The sequence below is a fragment of the Lysinibacillus sp. UBA5990 genome, assembly GCF_002429815.1.
Classification (GTDB): Bacteria; Bacillota; Bacilli; order Bacillales_A; family Planococcaceae; genus Lysinibacillus; species Lysinibacillus fusiformis.
Map to the genome: position 1 here is coordinate 45,552 of NZ_DJAY01000012.1, position 20,117 is coordinate 65,668.

Below are 20,117 nucleotides of genomic sequence, written 5' to 3' on the forward strand. Positions count from 1 at the left end.
TATATAATGCTAGTATAAATGTATTTTAAATATTTTTCGATGTAATTAATGCTTTTTATTCACATTTCGACCATTTTTGATTATATTGAATTAAGAATATTACACTAAACCGTCTTATTTCGAAAGGGGATATGAGTTTGTTATTATCATTTAACACAAAATTACTAAAATATGCCGAATTAGCGGTAAAAGTAGGAGTAAATATCCAAAAAGATCAATATCTTTATATAAGCTGTTCGACCGATAACTTAAAATTAGCTCAAATTATTACTAAAATCGCCTATAAAAATGGTGCAAAACAGGTATTTGTCGATTTATCTGATGACGAACTTGTTCGTGCTCGCTATGAAGGAGCACCGAAAGACTCATTTGATTTCTTTCCACCTTGGAAAGTTCAAGAACGCGAATGGCTGGCTGAAAATGGTGCAGCTTTCCTAAGCATTAGTTCACAAAACCCAGATTTACTAAAAGACATTGAGCGTGACAGAATAATGGCGTTCCAAAAAGCGTCTGGCCAAGCATTAGCGAACTATTATCATATGTTACAATCTGATAAATTTAGTTGGTCAGTTATCGCTGCTCCATCGAAAGCGTGGGCAGCAAAGGTGTTTCCTGATTTACCAGAGGATCAACAAATGGATGCCCTATGGGAAGCTATCTTTGGAGCGACGCGTATCGATCATGAACATTCAGTGGAGGCTTGGTTAGCTCATGATAAGGAATTACATGACAAAGCCGATTATTTAAACAGCAAACAGTATAAGTCCCTTCACTACACGGCTCCAGGCACAGATTTAACAATCGAATTACCTGCACATCACATTTGGACAGGCGGTAGTAGTGCCAACGTACAGGGTCAAACATTTATGGCGAATATGCCTACTGAAGAAATTTTTACTGCACCGTTAAAAACAGGCGTGAATGGGTTTGTATCCAGCACTAAACCGTTAAGCTATGGCGGCAATATTATTGACAATTTCACATTAACATTTAAGGATGGCCGTATTATTGAAGTAAAAGCTGAGGAAGGTCAAGAAATTTTAGCTTCTCTCATTGAAACAGATGAGGGGGCGCATTATCTTGGTGAAATAGCATTAGTGCCTCATCAATCCCCTATTTCACAATCGAATTTATTATTCTACAATACATTATTTGATGAAAATGCCTCTAATCATTTAGCCATTGGTAGTGCATACGCATTTTGTATTGAAGGTGGTAAAGAAATGACTTCAGATGAGTTAGCAGCACATGGAATTAACCAAAGTTTGACACATGTAGACTTTATGATTGGTTCCAATAAAATGAATATTGATGGCATTACCCATGATAATCAAAAAGACCCAATATTCCGTGATGGAAATTGGGCATTCTAAATAATCCATTCTTACTAATAGTATTCTAGGCTAGTATGTTATGGATGTCATAAATTATCCTTAGATTTTCCTAGTATCCTATTGTATAATTAGTTTAGGGTAATTAGTAGATCATTTAAGTAGAGAGGAGCTCTAAAAATGTTCATTACAACTGTTATTGGATTTTCAGCAGTTTTATTAATTTCAACTGGATTCTTCATCCACTACCTACAAGTTGGTTTAGATAGCAAGTCTTCAGTAACTGTAGATCCAAAGCCAAGCGAAAAATTTTAATGTAAAAAAACAGCTACTGTAAAGGTAGCTGTTTTTTTATAGTTTCAAAGTTTTTAATCTGCTAAAGTGTATGAAGTTTGCTTCTTTATTGTAAAAATTGTCTGAATAAAGTCTTTATTGTTTGCATAATTAAAGTTTTGCTCTAAAATATTTTTTGTAAGGAAGGGAGCAATTTTCATGACAATGTTACAAGATATTTTAGAGTTTAACAAAGAGTTTGTACAAGAGAAAAAATATGAACCATTCATCACTACAAAATATCCTGATAAACGTATTGTTGTTTTATCTTGTATGGATACTCGTCTTGTAGAGCTTTTACCAAAAGCGATGAATCTCCGTAATGGCGATGTAAAAATTGTGAAAAGTGCCGGTGCATTAGTAAGCCACCCTTTCGGTGCTGTAATGCGTAGTTTATTAGTTGCTGTCTATGGCCTACAAGCAGATGAAGTTTACGTGGTTGGACATTATGACTGTGGTATGAGCGCAGTTGATCCTGATGCGATGTTAAGTGAAATGGTTAAAAGAGGTATTAACCCAGAAACCATCAAAATGCTGGAGTATTCTGGTTTTGATTTAAAAGAATTTTTACGTGGTTTTGGTGATGTAGCGACAAGTGTTAAGAAAAGTGTCGATACGATTCGAAATCACCCATTAATGGTCAAAGACGTTCCTGTACATGGTTTGATTATTGACCCAAATACAGGTCATCTAGATTTAATTGAAAACGGTAACCATCAATAGTTTATCTAACTTGATTTATAGCAAATCAATAAACAAGTGCCTTTCCTTTGAAAAGAAAGGCACTTGTTTATTTATTCATCCTCTAAACGGGCATACATATAATGATCGACCCAATGACCATTTATATACAAAAGCTTTCTTAAAAGACCTTCCTGTTGAAAGCCCGCCTTCTCTAAGACACGCATAGAGGGATTATTTTGGGTAGATACATATGCCTCTACTCGATGTAGCCCAATTTGATCGAATGCAAACCGGACTACCATGTTCACTGCCTCAGTGACAATTCCCTTACCTACGTAAATTTCATCCATAGCATATCCCACAAATGCACTTGAATAGGGTAATCGTTTTACAGCATATAGTGCAATATGTCCTATTAGATTATTAGTACCATGCTCAAAAATACCAAAAGTAAATTCTCGCTTTGAATCCATTAAATATAAACTTTCTTGAATTTTTTTATATTGCGCGTCGATTGTATAGTATTCAGGTCTTTGTAAAGGCTCATAGGTTGACCAAAAGTATTTATTGCGGCTTACGAGACCTGTTAAACTTCGTGCATCATTTTCTTGGAATGTGCGGATGTAGCATTTTTCCCCCTTTATTGTTACCACATTCCCACCCTTTTTTCTTAATAAATTCCAAATTTTAAGCACCATTTCTCCACACTAGCCTTCCAATCAATATCGATAACAACTTTTACTACTTTCTCAACCACCGGAAATTAAGGGGGTTAACCCTAGTTTTACCTTATTGTATGTAAAAAAAGATGCTGCTACAACTAAAACAGCTTATGTCTTAAGTCATAGCACCATCATTTCACATTTTATTTTTCACTTCTTTTTCTCATTTAATATGTCCAGGCTAGATGACTCAGCATCCTCTATATGTGCCTTGTCTAATACATTTGTTAAATGAAGCCCACGTTTCAGCGCCTCGCGTTCAATATGTGCAAGCGTTTCTTGTAGCACCTGCACACGCGCATATTTTTTATCGTTTCCAGCTACTAAAACCCACGGAGCATTTTTCTTATCGGTCTTTTCAAACATTTCATTGGCAGCCTCAATATATTGCGGTGACTTTTCTCGATTACGCCAATCTTCGTCTGTTAACTTCCAAGATTTATATGGATTTTGTTCTCGTTCCTTAAAACGCTTTAATTGCTCTTCATCTGAAACATGTAGCCAAAACTTAATAATTATGTAGTCTCCCGCTGTTAAAATCTTTTCAAAGTTATTAATCTCCTCATAAGCACGAGACCATTCGTCCTTCGTCGCGAATCCTTCAATTCGTTCTACTAATACACGACCATACCATGAACGATCGAAAACAGCGATCTGCCCGTGCTGAGGTAGCTTTCTCCAGAACCGCTGTAAATAGTTATAGCGTAATTCATGTGGCTGTGGAGCTGAAATTGGATGGACGACATAGCCACGTGGATCGACACGTTCAATTAAACGTTTTATCGCTCCTCCTTTACCAGCCGCATCCATACCTTCAAACACTAAAATTAAACCTATTTTATTTTTTAATAAAAATTGTTGGGCATTTAACATTTCATATTGGAGTACTTTTAATTTCTTTTTATACATCTTTTTATCTAGTTCAATAGATAGGTCTAAATTTTTTATGTTTTGCGTCATAAAGCTTCACTCCTTTAATCTGGATATATTCTTATTGTACTAAAGAAATAAATGGATGCCTATTGAGATGGTAAATTGTAGATAGAATTAGCAAAACAACACGATACATTGATGGAAATTTCCGTTATAATAAATTGAGTGACGGTACTATACTTATTTGTCTTTTCCCTATACAATCTAACTCGAAGGGAGAGGAAAGCATGCCTCGATTTTTATTGATGACAATTTCTTATATTGTCTCACTCATCCTAACCTTTTCATCCTTTTTCACAAAACTTAACGGTCAATCTTTTTTAGAAATTTCTAATCGTTTTTCGGTGGTATTTGCACCTGTTGATGGAAGTCATGTAATTTGGATTGTCATTTATTTATTCACCGGTTATTGGTTAGTGATGAACATCAAAAAGACATCTATGAAACAGTCTGCGCTCTTTAGTTGCATAAATATTTTACAAGCATTAACGATTTACGTATGGCATCATGAATTATTTATTGTTTCTCTCGGCATTACCTTACTCTTAGTCTTGTATTTATTTATGTTGTACAATACGTATCCACTTCATGACAAATCACTGTCTGGCCGTATTCCTTTCGCCATTTATTTTGCATGGATGACATTTATTTTTATCACAAATATTAGCTTTACGTTAACAGCTTATGGTTGGAACGGTTTTGGTCTAAGTACTCCTCTTTGGGCAGTTATTTTACTGACATTAGGTGGAGCCATTGCGCTACATATCCGCTTTCATCACTTTGATATCATGTATCCAAGTGTTTTTATATGGGCTTATATAGGAATCGCTTTACATAATGGTTTTGATGAGCTACTCGTAACAACAGCTGCGTTATTTTTATGTGGTGTACTCTTAGTTGGTATTTTATTCATTAAAAAAAATCCTGCCTACCAAAAGTAATTTGGTGTGCAGGATTTTTTTGTAATCCTATTCTTCGTCTAATGAAGTAAGGATAATTGGTTTTTCTTTTGTAACAATTACTGAATGTTCAATTTGAGCAACAAGAGACTTATCAGGTGTAATGAATGTCCAACCATCACCAGCTTCTACAATATGCTCTGCTTTTGCTGAGATAAATGGCTCAACTGCAAGAACCATACCCTCTTTCATAATCGTAGAGTCCCATGCATCATAATAATTTAAAATGTGATTTGGCTCATCATGTAAAGAACGACCTAAACCATGGCCTGTTAAATTCATAATAACTGTTAAGCCATTAGCATTCGCTTCTCGCTCTACAGCTTTACCGATTTGATTTAATTTAGAGCCAGCCTTTACCTTTGTCATAGCACGGTCAAAAGCATCTTTAGCAACACGACATAGTTTTTCTTTGTCTTCATAGCCATCACCAACTACAAATGAAATACCCGTGTCGGCAAAGTAGCCATCTAAAGAGCCTGAAACATCGATATTGACGATATCTCCCTCCTGAATAACACGTTTACCTGGGATACCATGCGCTACTTCCTCGTTGACACTAATACAAGTATATCCTGGGAAGTCATATTCTCCTTTTGGTCCTGAAATGGCACCTGCCTCAGCAAACATTCGGCCAGCAATTTCATCTAGTTCAAGTGTTGTGACACCTGGTTTTGTAGCAGCCTTCATCGCTTCACGAATCTCTGCACAAATGCGTCCAATTTTTTTAAAAGCTTCAATTTCTTCTTGCGTTTTTACAATCATGTATAACGTCCCTTTCATCTAATATCTACTCTTTAATATAACATAACTTTTTACGCGTATAACGCTAAACGCTTTAAATATTGTATGCCTGCCTCCTTGGCAAAGTGCTATTCTCTTGTGACTGCATAAAAAAACCCCTTCACCAATATGAAGGGGATGGCATTATGCTTTACGATGCATTAGTTGTGGAGCGGCTGTGAATAATAACGCTCCCACAATGGCTGTTAATACTGTTGCGGGCAGCATATAGGTACCATTATAAATAATCGAGTAGATCCACGCATTTTGATCGCCGGCATACTCTGCAAAAAATACCGCTCCAGCAGTAGTATGCGCTGCATATCGCAAGAAGCCTGCAAACACCGTACCTACAATAATATAAAGCGCCATTTTTGTTTTGTTTAGTTGGCTTGCTGCTTCAAGTAAAGGTCTGCGTACAATGGCTGCTAACCCTACAACTGTGAAAGCAACGCCGTAATCTAATAAACCTTGAAGCCAGTGTACAATATAAGCTCCAAACATGGTTTGCATAACGCCTACAAGTAAGCCTGTTGTTAGGCCAGCTACTAAGCCCCAACGAAATGCAATTAACATAATTGGTACCATGACAAGACTAACAGAGCCACCTTGTGCCCATACTTTAAAGGAGACCTGATCGAGCACAAGGCCAATCGCAGCAAATATTGCAATCTCCACTAGCATTAATAGTCTTTTTTTGTCCATACATATTCTCTCCTTTGTTCCGATGTAGGATACAAGAGCAGGAATAGAAATGCGCTGATTTGATTCTCTCTGACATCTTTTTATTCTTAAGAATGAAAAAACGATGTCAGGACAGAGCCTCACATCGTACAAGTGTCGGTTTCTATCCACATCCCTACGCAAGTGTTAGCTTACAGGTTCAAAGAGTCAAGGCATTACGTGCCCAGTCTCAGCTGACATCATCAGCTCCCCTTGTGGTCGTTACATCTGAATTTAATTTGAACACTTTCATTGTACGCAAAGCACGGAATGATTACAACCTCTTCCATACTTAATTTTTGAAACTTTACTGTTTTCCATGCGTAAATATTAAAAAAGGAGGTACAACTATGGAGAACCAAAAAATTTTATCTGCCTTTAGTTATCTCAGTATTTTCTTTGCTCCTTTCATCGTACCATTAATTGTTTACTTCGTTACGAAAGATGCTGACATCAAAAGACATTCTATTCGAGCACTAGTGTCTCATCTAATTCCTTTTGTATTTGGTATCTTATTTTTCATTGTCTTTGTCTTTTCTACATTTAGTTTAGACCCCACTTCAAGTAATAGTACAGTAATGATCATTTGGTTCATTTCGTTCGCCATTTACGGAATTGTTTCGCTCGGAATCGTAATATGGAATATTATTCAGGCTGTTAGAGTTATCCGCTAATGTTTCATTTTTAAAATAAACAGGTAGAAGTAATTAAAAAGGAGCTGTGTTTTTGATGAAAGTATCAAAAGTAGTGAAAACCGCTGTTAAATTAGCGCCTATTGTTATACCGATCGTAAAAAAAGTGATGGCAGCAAAAAAAGGGACAACTTCTACAGTCAGTTCTCGAAAAAAATAAAAGGAAGGCGTATTTCCTTAAGCCGGAAATACACCTTCCTTTATTTTATTTCAAAATATGTTTGACTATATCCATTCAATGTTTTTTCGACATGTAAAACGGCTGGCATCGCTGATTTTAATTCAGGCACATGAGAGATGACACCAATCATTCGTCCAGAATCTTGTAAATCGATTAATGTATCTATTGCTTTATTTAATGATTCTTCATCGAGCGAGCCAAAACCCTCATCAATAAACATTGTTTCAATATAAATATTACCTTGGAAGCTTTGAATAACATCTGCCATTCCCAAGGCAAGGCTTAATGATGCATTGAACTTTTCACCACCGGATAATGTTTTGACATCTCGTAATTGATCTGTGTAAGCGTCATATACATCAAGCCCAAGTCCACTTTGTTTGGCATGCTTTTCAAGCCTGTCCGAACGTCTAAGCTCAAATTGGCCATTAGATAAATGATAAAGACGAATATTGGCTGCCTCTGTAATTTGATCTAAATAATTAATTTGAATATATCGTTCAAAGGAAAGCTTTTTCGAATTTTGCCCATTTAATAAGCCATACAGCTCCTTCACGCGCCCTGCCTCACTCTCAAGTAAACGAAGCTCTCTCTCTGTTTCTTCTACTTTGTTGATAAAGCTTTGACATGATTTCGCAAATCCATCTATTTGTTGAAGTTGTTTAAAAGCATCCTCATAGGCGATTCGGAGACTTTCTAAGGTTGCCTCCATCAGGGCTAAATCTTGCTCCTCTTTTCCTTGAAGATGTTTTTCTCCTTCTGAAATTTGAATTTGTAACGTATGAACATGTAACGTGTAGTCACTGCATGCCTTCCTAAGTTCTTCTAATTGAGCGGCACTTCTTTTCGCAGTTGCATAGTCTTCATAGTTCACAAAGCCTGCTTCCTGCATGCTTATTGAAAACTGCTCACGCTTGTCATTCATTTTGAGCTTTAATTCTTCAAAATTCTGTTTGGCGATTTCCACAGCTAGTTTAGCATTACTGGCAGCTTCCTTCGCGGCATGTAAATCATGCTGGCTTTCCTGCCATAATTTTTGTAAATCCATTTTCTGTTTACTAACATCGGTAAGTGTTTGTTTTAATTGTTGTAAGGTTGGAATAGTTGTTGGCATTTGCTTATGCTGTTCTTCTACAATTGCCTGCAGTCTTGTCCAGCTCTTCATCTGCTCAGTTAAATATTCCTCAAGTTTGACTTGTTTATGTTGCAAATGCTCTATTGCTAAACGCTGTTCCTTCTGGTTGATCCTTGTTTGAGCTAGCTGTTGATTGATAATCTTTAAGCTAGTAATCTCTTGTTCCATTTTTTCTAAGGAAGCTATTATTTGTGCTTGATCCTGTTGCTTCATCGCGTATGCTTCTAATTGTGTCAGTGCCTCTTGCTGAAGTTGTTGTGCGGATGTTAAAAACGCCTCTTTTTCCAAATACAAACGCTCGTCTGAAGAAGCTTTTCTCCTTAACGTTTCCACCTGAGCAAGCTCAACAATTTCCAATTGCTCACTATGTGTTTGTTGATGAGTCGTACTCCCACAAACCGGACAAGGTTGCCCTTCTTTAAGCTGTTGAGCTAAAATGCTTGCTTGGCTTGTCAGCCAGCGTAGCTCTAATTGTTGAAGCTCCTGTCTACTGTCCTGAAAATGAGCTTTAGTAGCGATAACATCCTGTTTCGCTATCTCTACCGTTTTTGTATATTTCTCCACCTGCATGAGCAAAGCTACTTGCTCCCGCAGTTTTGGTAGTTGCTCTAAATAACCTTCATATGGTTCCAATTGTTTTTCAAATTGCTCAATTGATTGTAAAAGCTCCTCTAATTGCGCGCTTTCTTTATCGATTAGCGCTAGGTTATCCGCTGCCCCTTGTTTAGCCGTTTCAACATATTGCTCAGCAATTTGCAGTTGCTGTACATTGCTGTCATAAGCCTCGAACTTAGGAAGCAATGCTTGGAGCTGCATTTCCTGCTGCAAAAGCTGTTGACGTTCTGACTCTTTTGCCTCTTCTGCTTCATATTTTTCTTGGGCTCTTTGTAAAAGCTCCTTGGTTTGTAGTTGACTACTGTTGGCTTGTTGATAGGCTTGTTCTTTTAAATTTTGTTCGGCTCGTAAATCCAAACATTGTTGTTCAAGTAGTAGTAAACGCTCAGCTTGTTCTGCTAAAGCTATCTCCCGTTCCTTTGCACGGTAATTGTCTTGCTCCTTTAACAGTAGTTCTAGTCGTTCTTGACGTTTGGACTGCTCCTCAAATTGTTCATTAAGCGTTTTAGCTAAACGGTAAAACTCCTGTTCTTTTTGATGATGATTATAGGCTTCCTCATACTGGCGCTGTTCATCTTCAAAACATTTTCTATAATAGCTCAGCTCCTCTTCCAGTGCTTGCTTTAGCTGAAACATATTTTCCGTATTATTAGCAATTTGTTTGAACAAAGGAGATGAACGATATGGAAGAGCACCAACAATTTGACCAAGTAGATGTTCTTTTAATTGCTTGGCACGTTCAAGATCACTTTCTGCCTCTTTTCGTTTCGCATCAAGCAGTTTTGTCATAACACCAAAGCGATCTGTTTTGAAGATTTTTCGTAATATGACCTCTTTGTTTGTAGAATCCGACGTTAATAATTTGCGGAATTCTCCTTGAGGTAGCATCACAATTTGGCTAAATTGATCCTTTGTCAGACCTATAATATCCTGAATCTTTTTATCGACTTCAAGTGTTTGCTGCTTTTCGACAATGTTATAATCGAGCTTTCCCTCTTTTACTTCCGCTAACTCCACTTTTTTACCAGTAGCTGTTTTATTTTTTTCCTTTATATGTCCAGGCTGACGTAAAATCTGATAGACCCTTCCATGCATTTCAAAAATAAGTTCTACTGCTGTATACACATCATCATCAGCAAAACCACTTCGTAGTAAAGCCGTATCCTGGCGATCCTCACCACTCCCTGCCCCATAAAGTGCATAACAAATGGCATCAAAAATCGTCGTTTTCCCTGCACCAGTTTTGCCAGAGATGGCGAACAAACGATGTTCCCCTAACTGTTCAAAATCAATTATTTCTGTATTTTTATAAGGACCGAATGCCGTAATCGTTAACTTTAATGGCTTCATTTTACTGTTTCTCGCTCCTTATCTAATAATTCCTGTAACATCTCCGTAAACAGACGCTCGGTATCTTCATCTGGTTGAACCCCAATTATATCTGTAAAGAAAGAGCGGAATAGATCGATATCTTCTAGCTTTTCAGCTTCTACTACTTGAAGTTCACTTGGTTTCTCTTGTCGTATAATCTTACGTTCAACATGCATGGCATGAGGAAAAACGGTACGAATACGTTCCATTGGTGAAGATACGGACGTAGCATCCGTCAATCTAACAAATACATAATCATCACTTGGTTGAAGCATTAGTAGCTCCTCCAACTGCCCTTCCACTACACGCAAATCTCGTCTTGGCACGAACTTTCTTTTAGTTACAGTACTATTTCCGTGCTCATCAAGATCGACGATTAAAAAGCCCTTTTCATGTAGATACTCAGACAATGAGTATTTTAATGGTGAACCAGCATAGCGAATTGTTTCATTTAAGACAAAATGTGCCTTATGTAAATGTCCGAGTGCTGTATAATGAAATGGTTTAAATAAAGCAGCATTCACACAATCTGAACCCCCAATAGAAAGCGGACGCTCTGAGTCACTAGTATTGGCTTCTTCCTCACCGTATTTGGTCACAAAGGCATGTCCAACAAATATATTGCGTTTACTTGTATCCATACCTGCTGTGATATGTTCAATAATTTTCTGCATCGCATCATGGTGAGAACGAATGGCATCCTCTTCAAAAATACTGCGAATAGTAGCAGGCTCTGCAAATGGTACAAGATGAAAATGCACCTCTCCATATTGATCATTTATAATAATGGGTGCATGATCTTTCGTAAACTGCCCCTTAATATATAAACCACTATCACGCATCAAACGACTACCAAAGTTTAATCTGCCTGCACTATCATGATTCCCTGCAACGGCTAAAACAGGAATCTTCTTCTCTAAAACTATTTTTGCTAATATATCATTTAGTAAATTCACTGCCTCTATAGGGGGCATGGAACGATCGTATAGATCACCTGCTATAATAATTACATCTGGCTTTTCTTCATCGATAGCTTGTATAAATTGTTGTAGGATATATTGTTGATCTTCTGTCATATAGACGCCTTGAACGAGCTTTCCTAAATGCCAATCTGCTGTATGAAATATTTTCATTCCTGTACCTCCTGTCCTTTTACTATTTTATCATGGCTAGTAACGGATTGTTTTTTCCTTTGTTTGGGGAATTTCGTTGGCAAAAAAAAAAGCATCCTCTAAGATGCCATTAACCATCATTATTTATCTCTTTTCTAACTTTTCCATAAAAGCTGTATAGCCGTGAAAACCCTGAATAGAACGTACGTTTCGAACAGACTGGGAGGATGTTACCTTTTGTTGTTTAGGCTGTGTGGAAGCTCGTTCTTTTAAAATTTCCTCAAATGATAGTGGATTCGGTTTCGGTAATTGTGATGAAGCAATATTTAAGACATCACTACCACTATATGCCTTAAAAAATGCGTTGGCCATTTGCCGATAGCCTTCCATATTCGGATGGACATCTGCATAGTTTGGTAAGTAGTTAGTGGCATTCAACCCAAAGCTGTCATACACATTTACATAAACAGCTCCGGTTAGCTTTGCCTGTTGCTGTAAAATCGTATTTAACTTCACAAGCTGTGCATTTGTTCCTTCTTTTTGAGTTAGATGAACAGCTGGATAAGCAAAATAATAGCCTACAACATATACCTGAGCCTTTGGCGCCACTTCTCCCAATTCATTTAATATAGCTTCCATATTTTTTCTCACCATATTTAAGGCGTAATCTGCTTGAAGTTGAGAAAAAGTTAATGTTCCAGCCGTTGGATTTAGCCGGACAAGGCTTAATAAATCATTGGCACCTGCCGAAACAGTAACTAAAGTGGCATTGGCTAATAAATTTATTGCTTCCTCAGTTTTGATACTTTCTAATACATTAGCTGTTGTAAAACCTGGGAAGGCTAGTTCCTTTGTATAGAATTTTAATTGATCCATTGCCCGTAATCTCATAGCAATTAAATCACTATACCCAGCATCAATTTGTTGAAAAGGGGTTTGACCAGCAGCTAGGGAATCCCCTATTGCTACATAGCTTTCAGCTTGAGCAAAAGCAGATGAACCCCAGCATGACAGCAATAAAATAAGCATCCCGATCAAACTACCTATGCGCTTCATCTGCTCTCCCCCATTCTCGATTCGAACTACGTTTAGAAAGCCCAGCCACCTTTGCGGAATATCGGCTCTACAGTTCCATCTGGTAAAATACCATCAATGTCCATTTCACCATTACCAATCATAAAGTCTTCATGTGTGACAGAAATATTTGCACCTAATGCTTCTAGTTGACCGTTTTCTAAATCTCTACCGCCCTCTAAGCAAGTCGGGTATGCTTCTCCAATAGCTAAATGGTTTGAAGCATTTTCATCGAATAATGTATTAAAGTATAAAATCTTTGATGCTGAAATTGGTGATTCATGCGGAACAAGTGCTACTTCACCTAAATAACTAGAACCCTCATCTACTTGAATAAGCTCTTGTAATAAATCTTGACCTACTTCAGCTTCCGCCTTAATAATTTTTCCTTCTTTAAATGTTAATTTAAAACCATCAATGATATTACCTTGATATACTAAAGGCTTTGAATTACTAACATAACCGTCTACCCCTTGCTTCATTGGAAGTGTATAGACTTCTTCTGTTGGCATATTGGCAATAAAAACATTGCCTTCAGGCGTTTTACTACCACCAGTTAGCCATTTATGCTGTGGAGCTAAAGCAATTGTTAAATCTGTTCCTGGTGCAATATAGTGTAACTTCGCATACTTTTTATTATTTAAAAGTTCAGCACGAGATTCTAAATTCGTTACATGCTGATGCCAATTATCAACTGCATCTCCTTCTCCGATATGAACTGTTTTAAAGATAGCATCCCATAAAGCAGGTACTTGCTCCTCGGCTGTCAATTGAGGGAATACCTTTGCCGCCCACTTTTGCGAAGGAACGGCAATAATTGACCACGCAATCAAATCCTTCATAACCGCATTTCGGTAGTTTTTCAATGCCGCTCCTGATACCTTTTGATGAGTAGCTAATCGATCAGCCGAAATTCCTGTTAATTTATCAGGATCTGCGGCATCAATCCATAATAATGCCCCTTTACGTTCAATGAGTTCATCACGCATTCGTACGACCCATTCAGGGAAACGGTTAAATTCTTCATCAGAGGCATGTTCAAAATAGGCACGATCCATTTCATCATCTGAAAAATTAACATGGACACGTCCAGCACCAGCCTTATACGCCTCTTTAACGACCAAACGAGCAAAATCTAAAGCATCAACTGATGTGTTGACTAACAAATATTGACCTGGTTGAATGTTTACTCCAACTTTTACTGCAAGTTCTGCGTATGCCTGTAATTTTTCTTCAAATGTCATATTATTTTCCTCGCTTTTGTCCAATTGTTTTAGAATTACCTTCCATTAGCTTACCATCGCGCCATATTTTCTGCACTGGCTTACCAGGAACTTCTCTTGTCCATTTTTTATAGGTTTTTTCGTCTTGATAAGATAGTAATGTTAATACTTCTCCATCTGCACCTGCACGACCTGTACGACCCGAACGGTGTAAATACTGCTCAATTGTTCGTGGAACGTCAACATGAATAACATGTGTTAAACCAGCAATATCTAAACCACGTGCAGCAATATCTGTCGCAATTAAAATACGTGCGTCCCCTTTGCGGAAAGCATCTAAAGCCTTTTTACGTTCTTCCTTTTTCATGTCAGAATGAAGTGTAACGATTGGTGCAGAGCGATACTGTAGCTTGGTTTCTTTCATTAATAATTGATCAATATTATTGACGAAAGCTAATGCTCTCAGACCTTCTGTATGCGATAAACGGCGAAGAAACTCTGTTTTATCACGTTCTTCCACCTTCACAAACGAGTGGATAACTTTGCCAACCTTTAGCATATCCTCGGGCTTAATTTTAAAACGAACTGGCTCAAACATCATGCGACTTGCCACTAATTCAATTTCCTCTGTAATAGTAGCTGAAACAACTACAACTTGTCGTCCGAAGGCAGAACCTTCAATAAAGGATTTAATGACCACACGGTATTCACGACTTAGTAATTGATCACATTCATCTAAAACAACTGTTTCAATTTCCTTAAGCTTTAATTTACCTGCACGTGCTAATTCATTTAAACGACCAGGTGTTCCAACAACAATCGTTGGCTTTTTCTTTAATTTTTCAATTTGACGAGCGGAATTGGCACCACCAATAAGCTGCTGAACCGTAATATCCGTACCTGTCGTCCACTCACGGATAACTTCTACAATTTGCATGGCTAGCTCTTGTGATGGAGCTACGATGAGACCTTGTGTTTGCTTTTTCGCCCCGTTTACTTTATTCAGCAATGGTAAAACATACGCTAACGTTTTACCAGAACCAGTAGGTGATTCCGCTACGACATCCTTTCCTTCAAGCATCGCTGGTATCATTTCCTCTTGAATTTTCATAGTTGCTTCAAAGTTCCATTTTGCTTGTAATTCTTCTTTTAATAAACTGATTACTGACATGTTATTTCCCACCTTCTATCTGCTTGACACTAGTTTAACACACTCGGCAGCTTCCTACTTTATATGTACGCAAACCTTTGTCTAAACGTTTCACCAAATGAAACTTTCATCCATAAAAAATCTGCCTAACTCCACACATGGAAATGTAAGCCCGTCCACAATTTTTTGAAGACTTACAGCCTACCATGTAAAGCAAGCAGATTCTTTTCTATACATTCCTAATCGATTAACTCATAACCACATGCTAAAATTGCACACTCCGCTAAAACGATTAATGAATCGATATATATATTACTTAATTTTAAATCTCTATTGACAATAGATAGCTCCGTACAACCCAATACGAGACGGTCACAGTTTAGAGCTAACATGGCATCTTCAATTGGTTGCCAATCATCCTGTGTGACATCCTTACCAGCTTTAACATAATCGTAAATGATGGTCATCACATGGGCTCTCATCTCATTATCTGGTACAACTGGTGTAATACCATATTCCTCCAATGCATCTTGGTACATGCGTGAAGTCAATGTACCTGTTGTCGCTAAAATACCAACACGCTCTGCTCCCAATTCGGATGCACGCTTCGCCGTTTCACGAATCATATGCAAAACAGGAATCGGGGAGCCTTCCTGAATCTCGTCATAAAAAGTATGAGCCGTATTACATGGAATGGCAATCATATCAGCTCCTACAGAAGCTAACTTTTTTGCATCCTCAATTATAACAGGCACTGGGTTTTCTTTCGTATTATCTAAAATAAAAGCCGTACGGTCAGGAATATTTGTATCATTATCAATAATGGTATGTAAATGCTCCTGATCTTTTTGCGCCTTTGTACGTCTTACAATCATTTCACCAATAAACATGGTTGCTAGTGGACCAACTCCACCTATTATACCTAAAGTTTGTTTTTTCATGAGTTAGACAGACCTTTGTTATTAAAATATTTCTTATATTTGCGATAAAAATTTAAATTATCAACGGTTACATTCAACCAACGTTTGGCATTCATATCCTTATAATTAAAAATAGAATCTGTCGCCATTCCTTGTCGAATTAGACTTTTCGCTTCAATAATAAGTTGTTCATTTTGTACATATTTGAAAAGGACACCATTTGGTACGATTGTCCAAAGATGTTTATTTTGCACGTATGTTAGTGGCTGTTTACTTCCTCGAACATAATCGTCTGCCACATATTGCATAAGGTTATAGCCACTAGCTGTCACATAATAATTGGAAAGCTCATTATGTAATTCGATACTTAACAATTTATAGTGTCCATCACGCTCATCATATTTCATATCAAATGTAGCAAATCCATGGAATTGAATAGCTTCTAGAAATGACTTCACATTTTCCATCAAAGTAGGATTATAGGCTGTCATAATAGCCACATAACGACCAATACCTTCTGGTGAATGCTCTTCTAAAATCGGATTTCCTACAGCAAGAAGCTTCGCCTTCCCATCTTGTCCTACATAAGCATTGACCACACACATATTCGCATCTTCTCCAGGAATATACTGCTGAATCATAAGATCATCTCGATAGGCTGATTCCTTATAAATAGCATGCAGTATGCTATCCTTTTCTTCCTTATCATGTGCAATATATACTTTTTTCTTTCCAGGAAAAATACATGTGGCATACTTTGTCATATTCATCGGTTTAATGACAATTGGGTAGTCAAATGACATTTCGTACTCTTCATAATCATTTACTGTGCATACATGCATAGCTGGGTATTGAAAACCAAATTGTGCACACAGCTCATACATACTTTCACGAGTTAGCAGCTGATATGCAAGAGTAGTATCCACATAAGGAACTAAAAAATCCTCTGTTAATTCATCTTTATGTTCTACGATTTTTTTGACATAAAATTCATCACAGGCTAATAGCAGTAATTTTTTTTCTGGGAATTCCTGTGCTATTGCCTTTAGTGCCGTCACAAATCGTTCTTCTATATGAAGTCTCGGCACTTCACGGAAGGTCAGTAAATCACTTTGTTGAATTTTTTCCATATTCGTATGATTTAATGCAAGTGGCTTCACACCATAGGCTTCGTAAAATGCTCTGGCCATGCCATAAGCATTCATTTCATCGCCTAGTAAAACCGGTAAAAAAGCGTGCTCAATGGCCATTCTACTCAACTCACTTTTTACGTTTTTATTAGTGTAACATACTTCCTAATAGCTAGTTTATTTATGTACAGCTACTGCCTGTTCACCTAATTCATGATAGCTTTTAAAGAACTGGTCCACATTATAAGTGACATAGCCCTTTAACGGGTCCATTACTACTACCTTATCGCCTAAATGTCCAGTTAACACAACAGCGTGTAAATTCATAAAAGCGTCCTGTGAAGTAGTCACTCCTTTATAAATCCAACCTCTATCTGCCCTTTTTTTAGGCTTCGATAAATCCAGCGTCACCCATGTCACGACAGGAATTCCCTCACGAACAAGCTGTAAAATATCTTCCTGTGAGGCATTTCTCATATCTGTCACACGTAATTCAGCTTGTTTATCTGCAATAGCTGCCTCCGCTGCCTTGACAATTGGAGCAGCAAATACATACATACCATGAGCTTTATCACGAGGATTACCCGCAAAAGCCTCATTTGGATTTGGTCCAAAACGTTGATTACCTACAATACGTATTTCTTGCTTTGGTAAATAGTTATCAGCCATTTCAAGCTTTGACACATTCATACCATAGTAATTTAATACAGCAGTGAGTGAAGTTATTTCACAGCCATGTGGAAGCTCAGGATTTTGCATCACCACTGGAACATCTAGCTCTTGTTCGTCTCTTGTAAAATGGGTCTGCAATCTGAAGTATGGTTTTGTCGTATCATACGTAAAATTTTCGATGGTTGTATAGCCATCATTTGCCGCACTATTTTCAAGAGTCGTTGCCGCAATAGCATATTCTCGTCCCTCTTTTAGCTTCAAAAACATAGCTTCTCCCTCTTCAGAACCAATAGCTTCCTCTACAACATTACCTGTCTGTACATCTGTGACCGTGATATAAAGATTAGCAATTGGTGCACCACTATTAAATTCTACTGTTAATACTGTTAATTGATTTTTATTTTCCGCATCTTGCTGTGAAAATGGCTGACAGCTAGAAAGTAACATTATGATCAACATGCCGATAAGTAAAAGGCGTTTATACCCCGTCCACAAGACAAATTCCGCTCCTATTCTAAATCGAAGGGTCACCCCTTCTCCATTCTTTTAATTTAATTTGTCGTAGACTTTATTATACGATACTTTGAAAGAGGTTCCTATTTTATCTTGTTGCAGAAAACTTTGTTGCATTGAAAACGAAGCTTCGAAGTAAGTTAACTGTAAATACTTTTTCTCAAATCGTACTTACTTTAGGTCGTAATGTATGCTTTAGAACCTTACCTGAAGCATTGCGCGGCAGTTCAGTTAAACATTCTATTTCATACGGTACTTTATATTTGGCAAGCTGTGATTGACAATAGGATAAAATGATTTCCTCATCGAGAGACCTACCTTCCTTAAATACGACAAAGGCTTTAGGCACCTCTCCATACACTTCATGCGGTAATCCAACCACTGCTGCCTCTAAAATTTCAGGCAATTGATACAACACTTCTTCCACTTCGATTGGGTAAATATTTTCACCGCCTCGGATGATCATATCTTTTTTCCGATCAACAATATATAAATAACCTTCCTCATCAAAACGCCCTAAATCTCCTGAATAAAGCCAACCATCTATAATCGTTCTAGCTGTTTCTTCAGGATTCCTTAAATAGCCCTTCATCACCTGTGGTCCTCTTACACATATCTCGCCTACTTCACCAGCAGGAACCGGCTTTCCTTCACTATCAACTACTCGAACCTCTGTCTGCCCTAATGGCTTCCCAACAGAGCCTATTTTCGTTAAGGCATCCGTATCTAATAAAGATGTGGCTGCAGGTGTATTTTCTGTTTGACCATATAAATTTTGAACGTTCACATTTGAAAATGCCTCTTTCACTTGTTTAACAAGCTCATAGGGCATCGGGGCAGCCCCGTAACATAATAAACGCAAATGGTTAAAGCTATGTTCCTTAAATCCTGGCGTATTTAAAATGATCGTATACATGGATGGAACACCAAAGAAGATGGTTGCCTCTGTTATTGCAATCTGCGCTAATGTTTTGGTTGGTGAAAAGGCTTCTTCTATCACGACTGTCCCGCCTTGATAAAACATTGGCAGGGCAAAAACATGGAGTCCCGCACAGTGAAATAATGGTGTACAAATAAACATCTTGTCCTTGTTAGACATTTTCATGGAAGATGACCAAATATCGGCTGTAGCCACAATATTTTCATGAGTGAGCATCACGCCTTTCGGTTTACCGGTTGTACCTGAAGTGTACATAACAACCGCGGTATCATGGGCCTCCAACTGTACTACAGCTCTTACTAAATTAGTATTTTTAAAGATGTGATTCATATCTTTAAATCCAATAACATGTTGGAATGAATAGGATACATCCTCTAGCGATTCGGTTAATCTTTCATCATAAATGAGTCCCTTTGCTTGTGAATGTTTAAAAATAAACTCAACCTCTGGAGTTGCTAATTTAGTGTTAATTGGCATAGCAATGTAGCCAGCTAATTGCACACCTAAATAAGCGATTAAAAATAAATCTGAATTGAGTGTATATAGTGCAATGACATCGTCTTTTTTATAATTTTGCTCCTGTAAATAAGCTGCAAATCTTTCGACACATTTGTAAAACTCACTATAACTTAGCTTTTTACCATCATATAATGTCGCAATTTCACTAGGCTGTTGCACAGCATATTTCTCAAGAATATCCGTCATGTACATCGTCATTATAAGCCCTCCAAAAATTCATTTTTTACTGCTGGATAGAGTCAACATCAATGGCAAATTACTAGACTACTAAAATTTCAGAAAATTATGATTTTATTTTATCAAGCATTGAATTCCTTGGCAATTTTTCCATACATTCAAAGTATGTAAGTAAACTAACAAAATATTCTTAGACGTTTTACTTTTCTAGCAATTTCTATTAGG

General features: G+C 37.4%; 19 protein-coding genes and 1 riboswitch. Of the genes, 6 read left to right on the plus strand and 13 right to left on the minus strand.

The genetic code is table 11. The features are described 5' to 3' along the window. Window positions 1-131 precede the first annotated feature (131 nt). From B3D94_RS11550 to B3D94_RS11560, 3 genes are all read left to right on the plus strand, one after another. Window positions 132-1,373, plus strand: coding sequence for an aminopeptidase (locus B3D94_RS11550; RefSeq protein WP_069482682.1), 1,242 nt, complete (start codon window positions 132-134; stop codon window positions 1,371-1,373). Between the two features lie 138 nt (window positions 1,374-1,511). Beyond that, window positions 1,512-1,646: a hypothetical protein gene (locus B3D94_RS11555; RefSeq protein ID WP_255350107.1), complete on the plus strand. Its 135-nt coding sequence runs from the start codon at window positions 1,512-1,514 to the stop codon at window positions 1,644-1,646. 177 nt (window positions 1,647-1,823) lie between these two features. Continuing rightward, a complete protein-coding gene (locus B3D94_RS11560; RefSeq protein WP_025115818.1) occupies window positions 1,824-2,387 on the plus strand; it encodes a beta-class carbonic anhydrase in 564 nt (187 codons plus the stop codon). A gap of 71 nt (window positions 2,388-2,458) precedes the next feature. Here the strand turns inward: B3D94_RS11560 and B3D94_RS11565 are convergent, their stop codons facing one another. Both B3D94_RS11565 and B3D94_RS11570 read right to left on the minus strand, forming a co-directional pair. After that, complete coding sequence (locus B3D94_RS11565) at window positions 2,459-3,046, minus strand: GNAT family N-acetyltransferase (protein ID WP_012292083.1); 588 nt, start codon at window positions 3,044-3,046, stop codon at window positions 2,459-2,461. 174 nt (window positions 3,047-3,220) lie between these two features. Next, entirely contained in the window at window positions 3,221-4,030 is an 810-nt protein-coding gene (locus tag B3D94_RS11570; protein WP_291757336.1) for a polyphosphate kinase 2 family protein, read from the minus strand. Window positions 4,031-4,230: 200 nt separating this feature from the next. On the opposite strand from B3D94_RS11570, the gene B3D94_RS11575 reads away from it, so the two are divergent. Further along, complete coding sequence (locus B3D94_RS11575) at window positions 4,231-4,944, plus strand: hypothetical protein (protein WP_069482684.1); 714 nt, start codon at window positions 4,231-4,233, stop codon at window positions 4,942-4,944. A gap of 27 nt (window positions 4,945-4,971) precedes the next feature. Here the strand turns inward: B3D94_RS11575 and map are convergent, their stop codons facing one another. Further along, window positions 4,972-5,727, minus strand: a complete 756-nt coding sequence (gene map, locus B3D94_RS11580; protein WP_193833125.1) for a type I methionyl aminopeptidase — start codon at window positions 5,725-5,727, stop codon at window positions 4,972-4,974. Window positions 5,728-5,889: 162 nt separating this feature from the next. Further along, window positions 5,890-6,450, minus strand: coding sequence for an energy-coupled thiamine transporter ThiT (thiT, locus tag B3D94_RS11585; protein WP_291757337.1), 561 nt, complete (start codon window positions 6,448-6,450; stop codon window positions 5,890-5,892). A 134-nt stretch (window positions 6,451-6,584) separates the two neighbouring features. Then, a riboswitch (TPP riboswitch) is annotated at window positions 6,585-6,692 on the minus strand. Window positions 6,693-6,818: 126 nt separating this feature from the next. On the opposite strand from thiT, the gene B3D94_RS11590 reads away from it, so the two are divergent. Continuing rightward, a complete protein-coding gene (locus B3D94_RS11590) occupies window positions 6,819-7,142 on the plus strand; it encodes a DUF4870 domain-containing protein (protein WP_008173564.1) in 324 nt (107 codons plus the stop codon). A gap of 52 nt (window positions 7,143-7,194) precedes the next feature. Further along, window positions 7,195-7,320, plus strand: a complete 126-nt coding sequence (locus B3D94_RS11595) for a hypothetical protein (protein WP_255250400.1) — start codon at window positions 7,195-7,197, stop codon at window positions 7,318-7,320. Between the two features lie 40 nt (window positions 7,321-7,360). Here B3D94_RS11595 and B3D94_RS11600 read toward each other — a convergent pair whose 3' ends face one another. The 9 genes from B3D94_RS11600 to B3D94_RS11640 form a co-directional block, all read right to left on the minus strand. Next, a complete protein-coding gene (locus B3D94_RS11600; RefSeq protein WP_291757338.1) occupies window positions 7,361-10,441 on the minus strand; it encodes an SbcC/MukB-like Walker B domain-containing protein in 3,081 nt (1,026 codons plus the stop codon). Further along, window positions 10,438-11,595, minus strand: coding sequence for an exonuclease SbcCD subunit D (locus tag B3D94_RS11605; RefSeq protein WP_291757339.1), 1,158 nt, complete (start codon window positions 11,593-11,595; stop codon window positions 10,438-10,440). Before B3D94_RS11605 ends, B3D94_RS11600 begins: the two co-directional genes overlap by 4 nt. A 123-nt stretch (window positions 11,596-11,718) precedes the next feature. Beyond that, a complete protein-coding gene (locus B3D94_RS11610) occupies window positions 11,719-12,630 on the minus strand; it encodes an SGNH/GDSL hydrolase family protein (protein WP_069482688.1) in 912 nt (303 codons plus the stop codon). A 32-nt stretch (window positions 12,631-12,662) separates the two neighbouring features. Then, window positions 12,663-13,892 (minus strand): aminopeptidase, encoded by a 1,230-nt coding sequence (locus tag B3D94_RS11615; RefSeq protein ID WP_291757340.1) that lies wholly within the window; start codon window positions 13,890-13,892, stop codon window positions 12,663-12,665. 1 nt (window position 13,893) lies between these two features. Next, complete coding sequence (locus B3D94_RS11620; RefSeq protein WP_193833131.1) at window positions 13,894-15,042, minus strand: DEAD/DEAH box helicase; 1,149 nt, start codon at window positions 15,040-15,042, stop codon at window positions 13,894-13,896. A 218-nt stretch (window positions 15,043-15,260) separates the two neighbouring features. After that, window positions 15,261-15,962, minus strand: a complete 702-nt coding sequence (locus B3D94_RS11625) for an aspartate/glutamate racemase family protein (protein WP_025115807.1) — start codon at window positions 15,960-15,962, stop codon at window positions 15,261-15,263. Next, window positions 15,959-17,191 (minus strand): ATP-grasp domain-containing protein, encoded by a 1,233-nt coding sequence (locus B3D94_RS11630; RefSeq protein WP_291757341.1) that lies wholly within the window; start codon window positions 17,189-17,191, stop codon window positions 15,959-15,961. Before B3D94_RS11630 ends, B3D94_RS11625 begins: the two co-directional genes overlap by 4 nt. Window positions 17,192-17,248: 57 nt before the next feature. Next, window positions 17,249-18,238 (minus strand): C39 family peptidase, encoded by a 990-nt coding sequence (locus B3D94_RS11635; protein ID WP_291757342.1) that lies wholly within the window; start codon window positions 18,236-18,238, stop codon window positions 17,249-17,251. 178 nt (window positions 18,239-18,416) lie between these two features. After that, a complete protein-coding gene (locus tag B3D94_RS11640) occupies window positions 18,417-19,913 on the minus strand; it encodes a class I adenylate-forming enzyme family protein (protein WP_291757343.1) in 1,497 nt (498 codons plus the stop codon). Between the last annotated feature and the right edge of the window lie 204 nt (window positions 19,914-20,117).

What these genes read in the sequence shown, in the direction of transcription:
- B3D94_RS11550 (WP_069482682.1), top strand. Translation starts at nt 132, where the DNA reads ATGAGTTTGTTATTATCATTTAACACAAAATTACTAAAATATGCCGAA.
- B3D94_RS11555 (WP_255350107.1), top strand. Translation starts at nt 1,512, where the DNA reads ATGTTCATTACAACTGTTATTGGATTTTCAGCAGTTTTATTAATTTCA.
- B3D94_RS11560 (WP_025115818.1), top strand. Translation starts at nt 1,824, where the DNA reads ATGACAATGTTACAAGATATTTTAGAGTTTAACAAAGAGTTTGTACAA.
- B3D94_RS11565 (WP_012292083.1), bottom strand. Translation starts at nt 3,046, where the DNA reads ATGGTGCTTAAAATTTGGAATTTATTAAGAAAAAAGGGTGGGAATGTG.
- B3D94_RS11570 (WP_291757336.1), bottom strand. Translation starts at nt 4,030, where the DNA reads ATGACGCAAAACATAAAAAATTTAGACCTATCTATTGAACTAGATAAA.
- B3D94_RS11575 (WP_069482684.1), top strand. Translation starts at nt 4,231, where the DNA reads ATGCCTCGATTTTTATTGATGACAATTTCTTATATTGTCTCACTCATC.
- map (WP_193833125.1), bottom strand. Translation starts at nt 5,727, where the DNA reads ATGATTGTAAAAACGCAAGAAGAAATTGAAGCTTTTAAAAAAATTGGA.
- thiT (WP_291757337.1), bottom strand. Translation starts at nt 6,450, where the DNA reads ATGGACAAAAAAAGACTATTAATGCTAGTGGAGATTGCAATATTTGCT.
- B3D94_RS11590 (WP_008173564.1), top strand. Translation starts at nt 6,819, where the DNA reads ATGGAGAACCAAAAAATTTTATCTGCCTTTAGTTATCTCAGTATTTTC.
- B3D94_RS11600 (WP_291757338.1), bottom strand. Translation starts at nt 10,441, where the DNA reads ATGAAGCCATTAAAGTTAACGATTACGGCATTCGGTCCTTATAAAAAT.
- B3D94_RS11605 (WP_291757339.1), bottom strand. Translation starts at nt 11,595, where the DNA reads ATGAAAATATTTCATACAGCAGATTGGCATTTAGGAAAGCTCGTTCAA.
- B3D94_RS11610 (WP_069482688.1), bottom strand. Translation starts at nt 12,630, where the DNA reads ATGAAGCGCATAGGTAGTTTGATCGGGATGCTTATTTTATTGCTGTCA.
- B3D94_RS11615 (WP_291757340.1), bottom strand. Translation starts at nt 13,892, where the DNA reads ATGACATTTGAAGAAAAATTACAGGCATACGCAGAACTTGCAGTAAAA.
- B3D94_RS11620 (WP_193833131.1), bottom strand. Translation starts at nt 15,042, where the DNA reads ATGTCAGTAATCAGTTTATTAAAAGAAGAATTACAAGCAAAATGGAAC.
- B3D94_RS11625 (WP_025115807.1), bottom strand. Translation starts at nt 15,962, where the DNA reads ATGAAAAAACAAACTTTAGGTATAATAGGTGGAGTTGGTCCACTAGCA.
- B3D94_RS11630 (WP_291757341.1), bottom strand. Translation starts at nt 17,191, where the DNA reads ATGGCCATTGAGCACGCTTTTTTACCGGTTTTACTAGGCGATGAAATG.
- B3D94_RS11640 (WP_291757343.1), bottom strand. Translation starts at nt 19,913, where the DNA reads ATGACGATGTACATGACGGATATTCTTGAGAAATATGCTGTGCAACAG.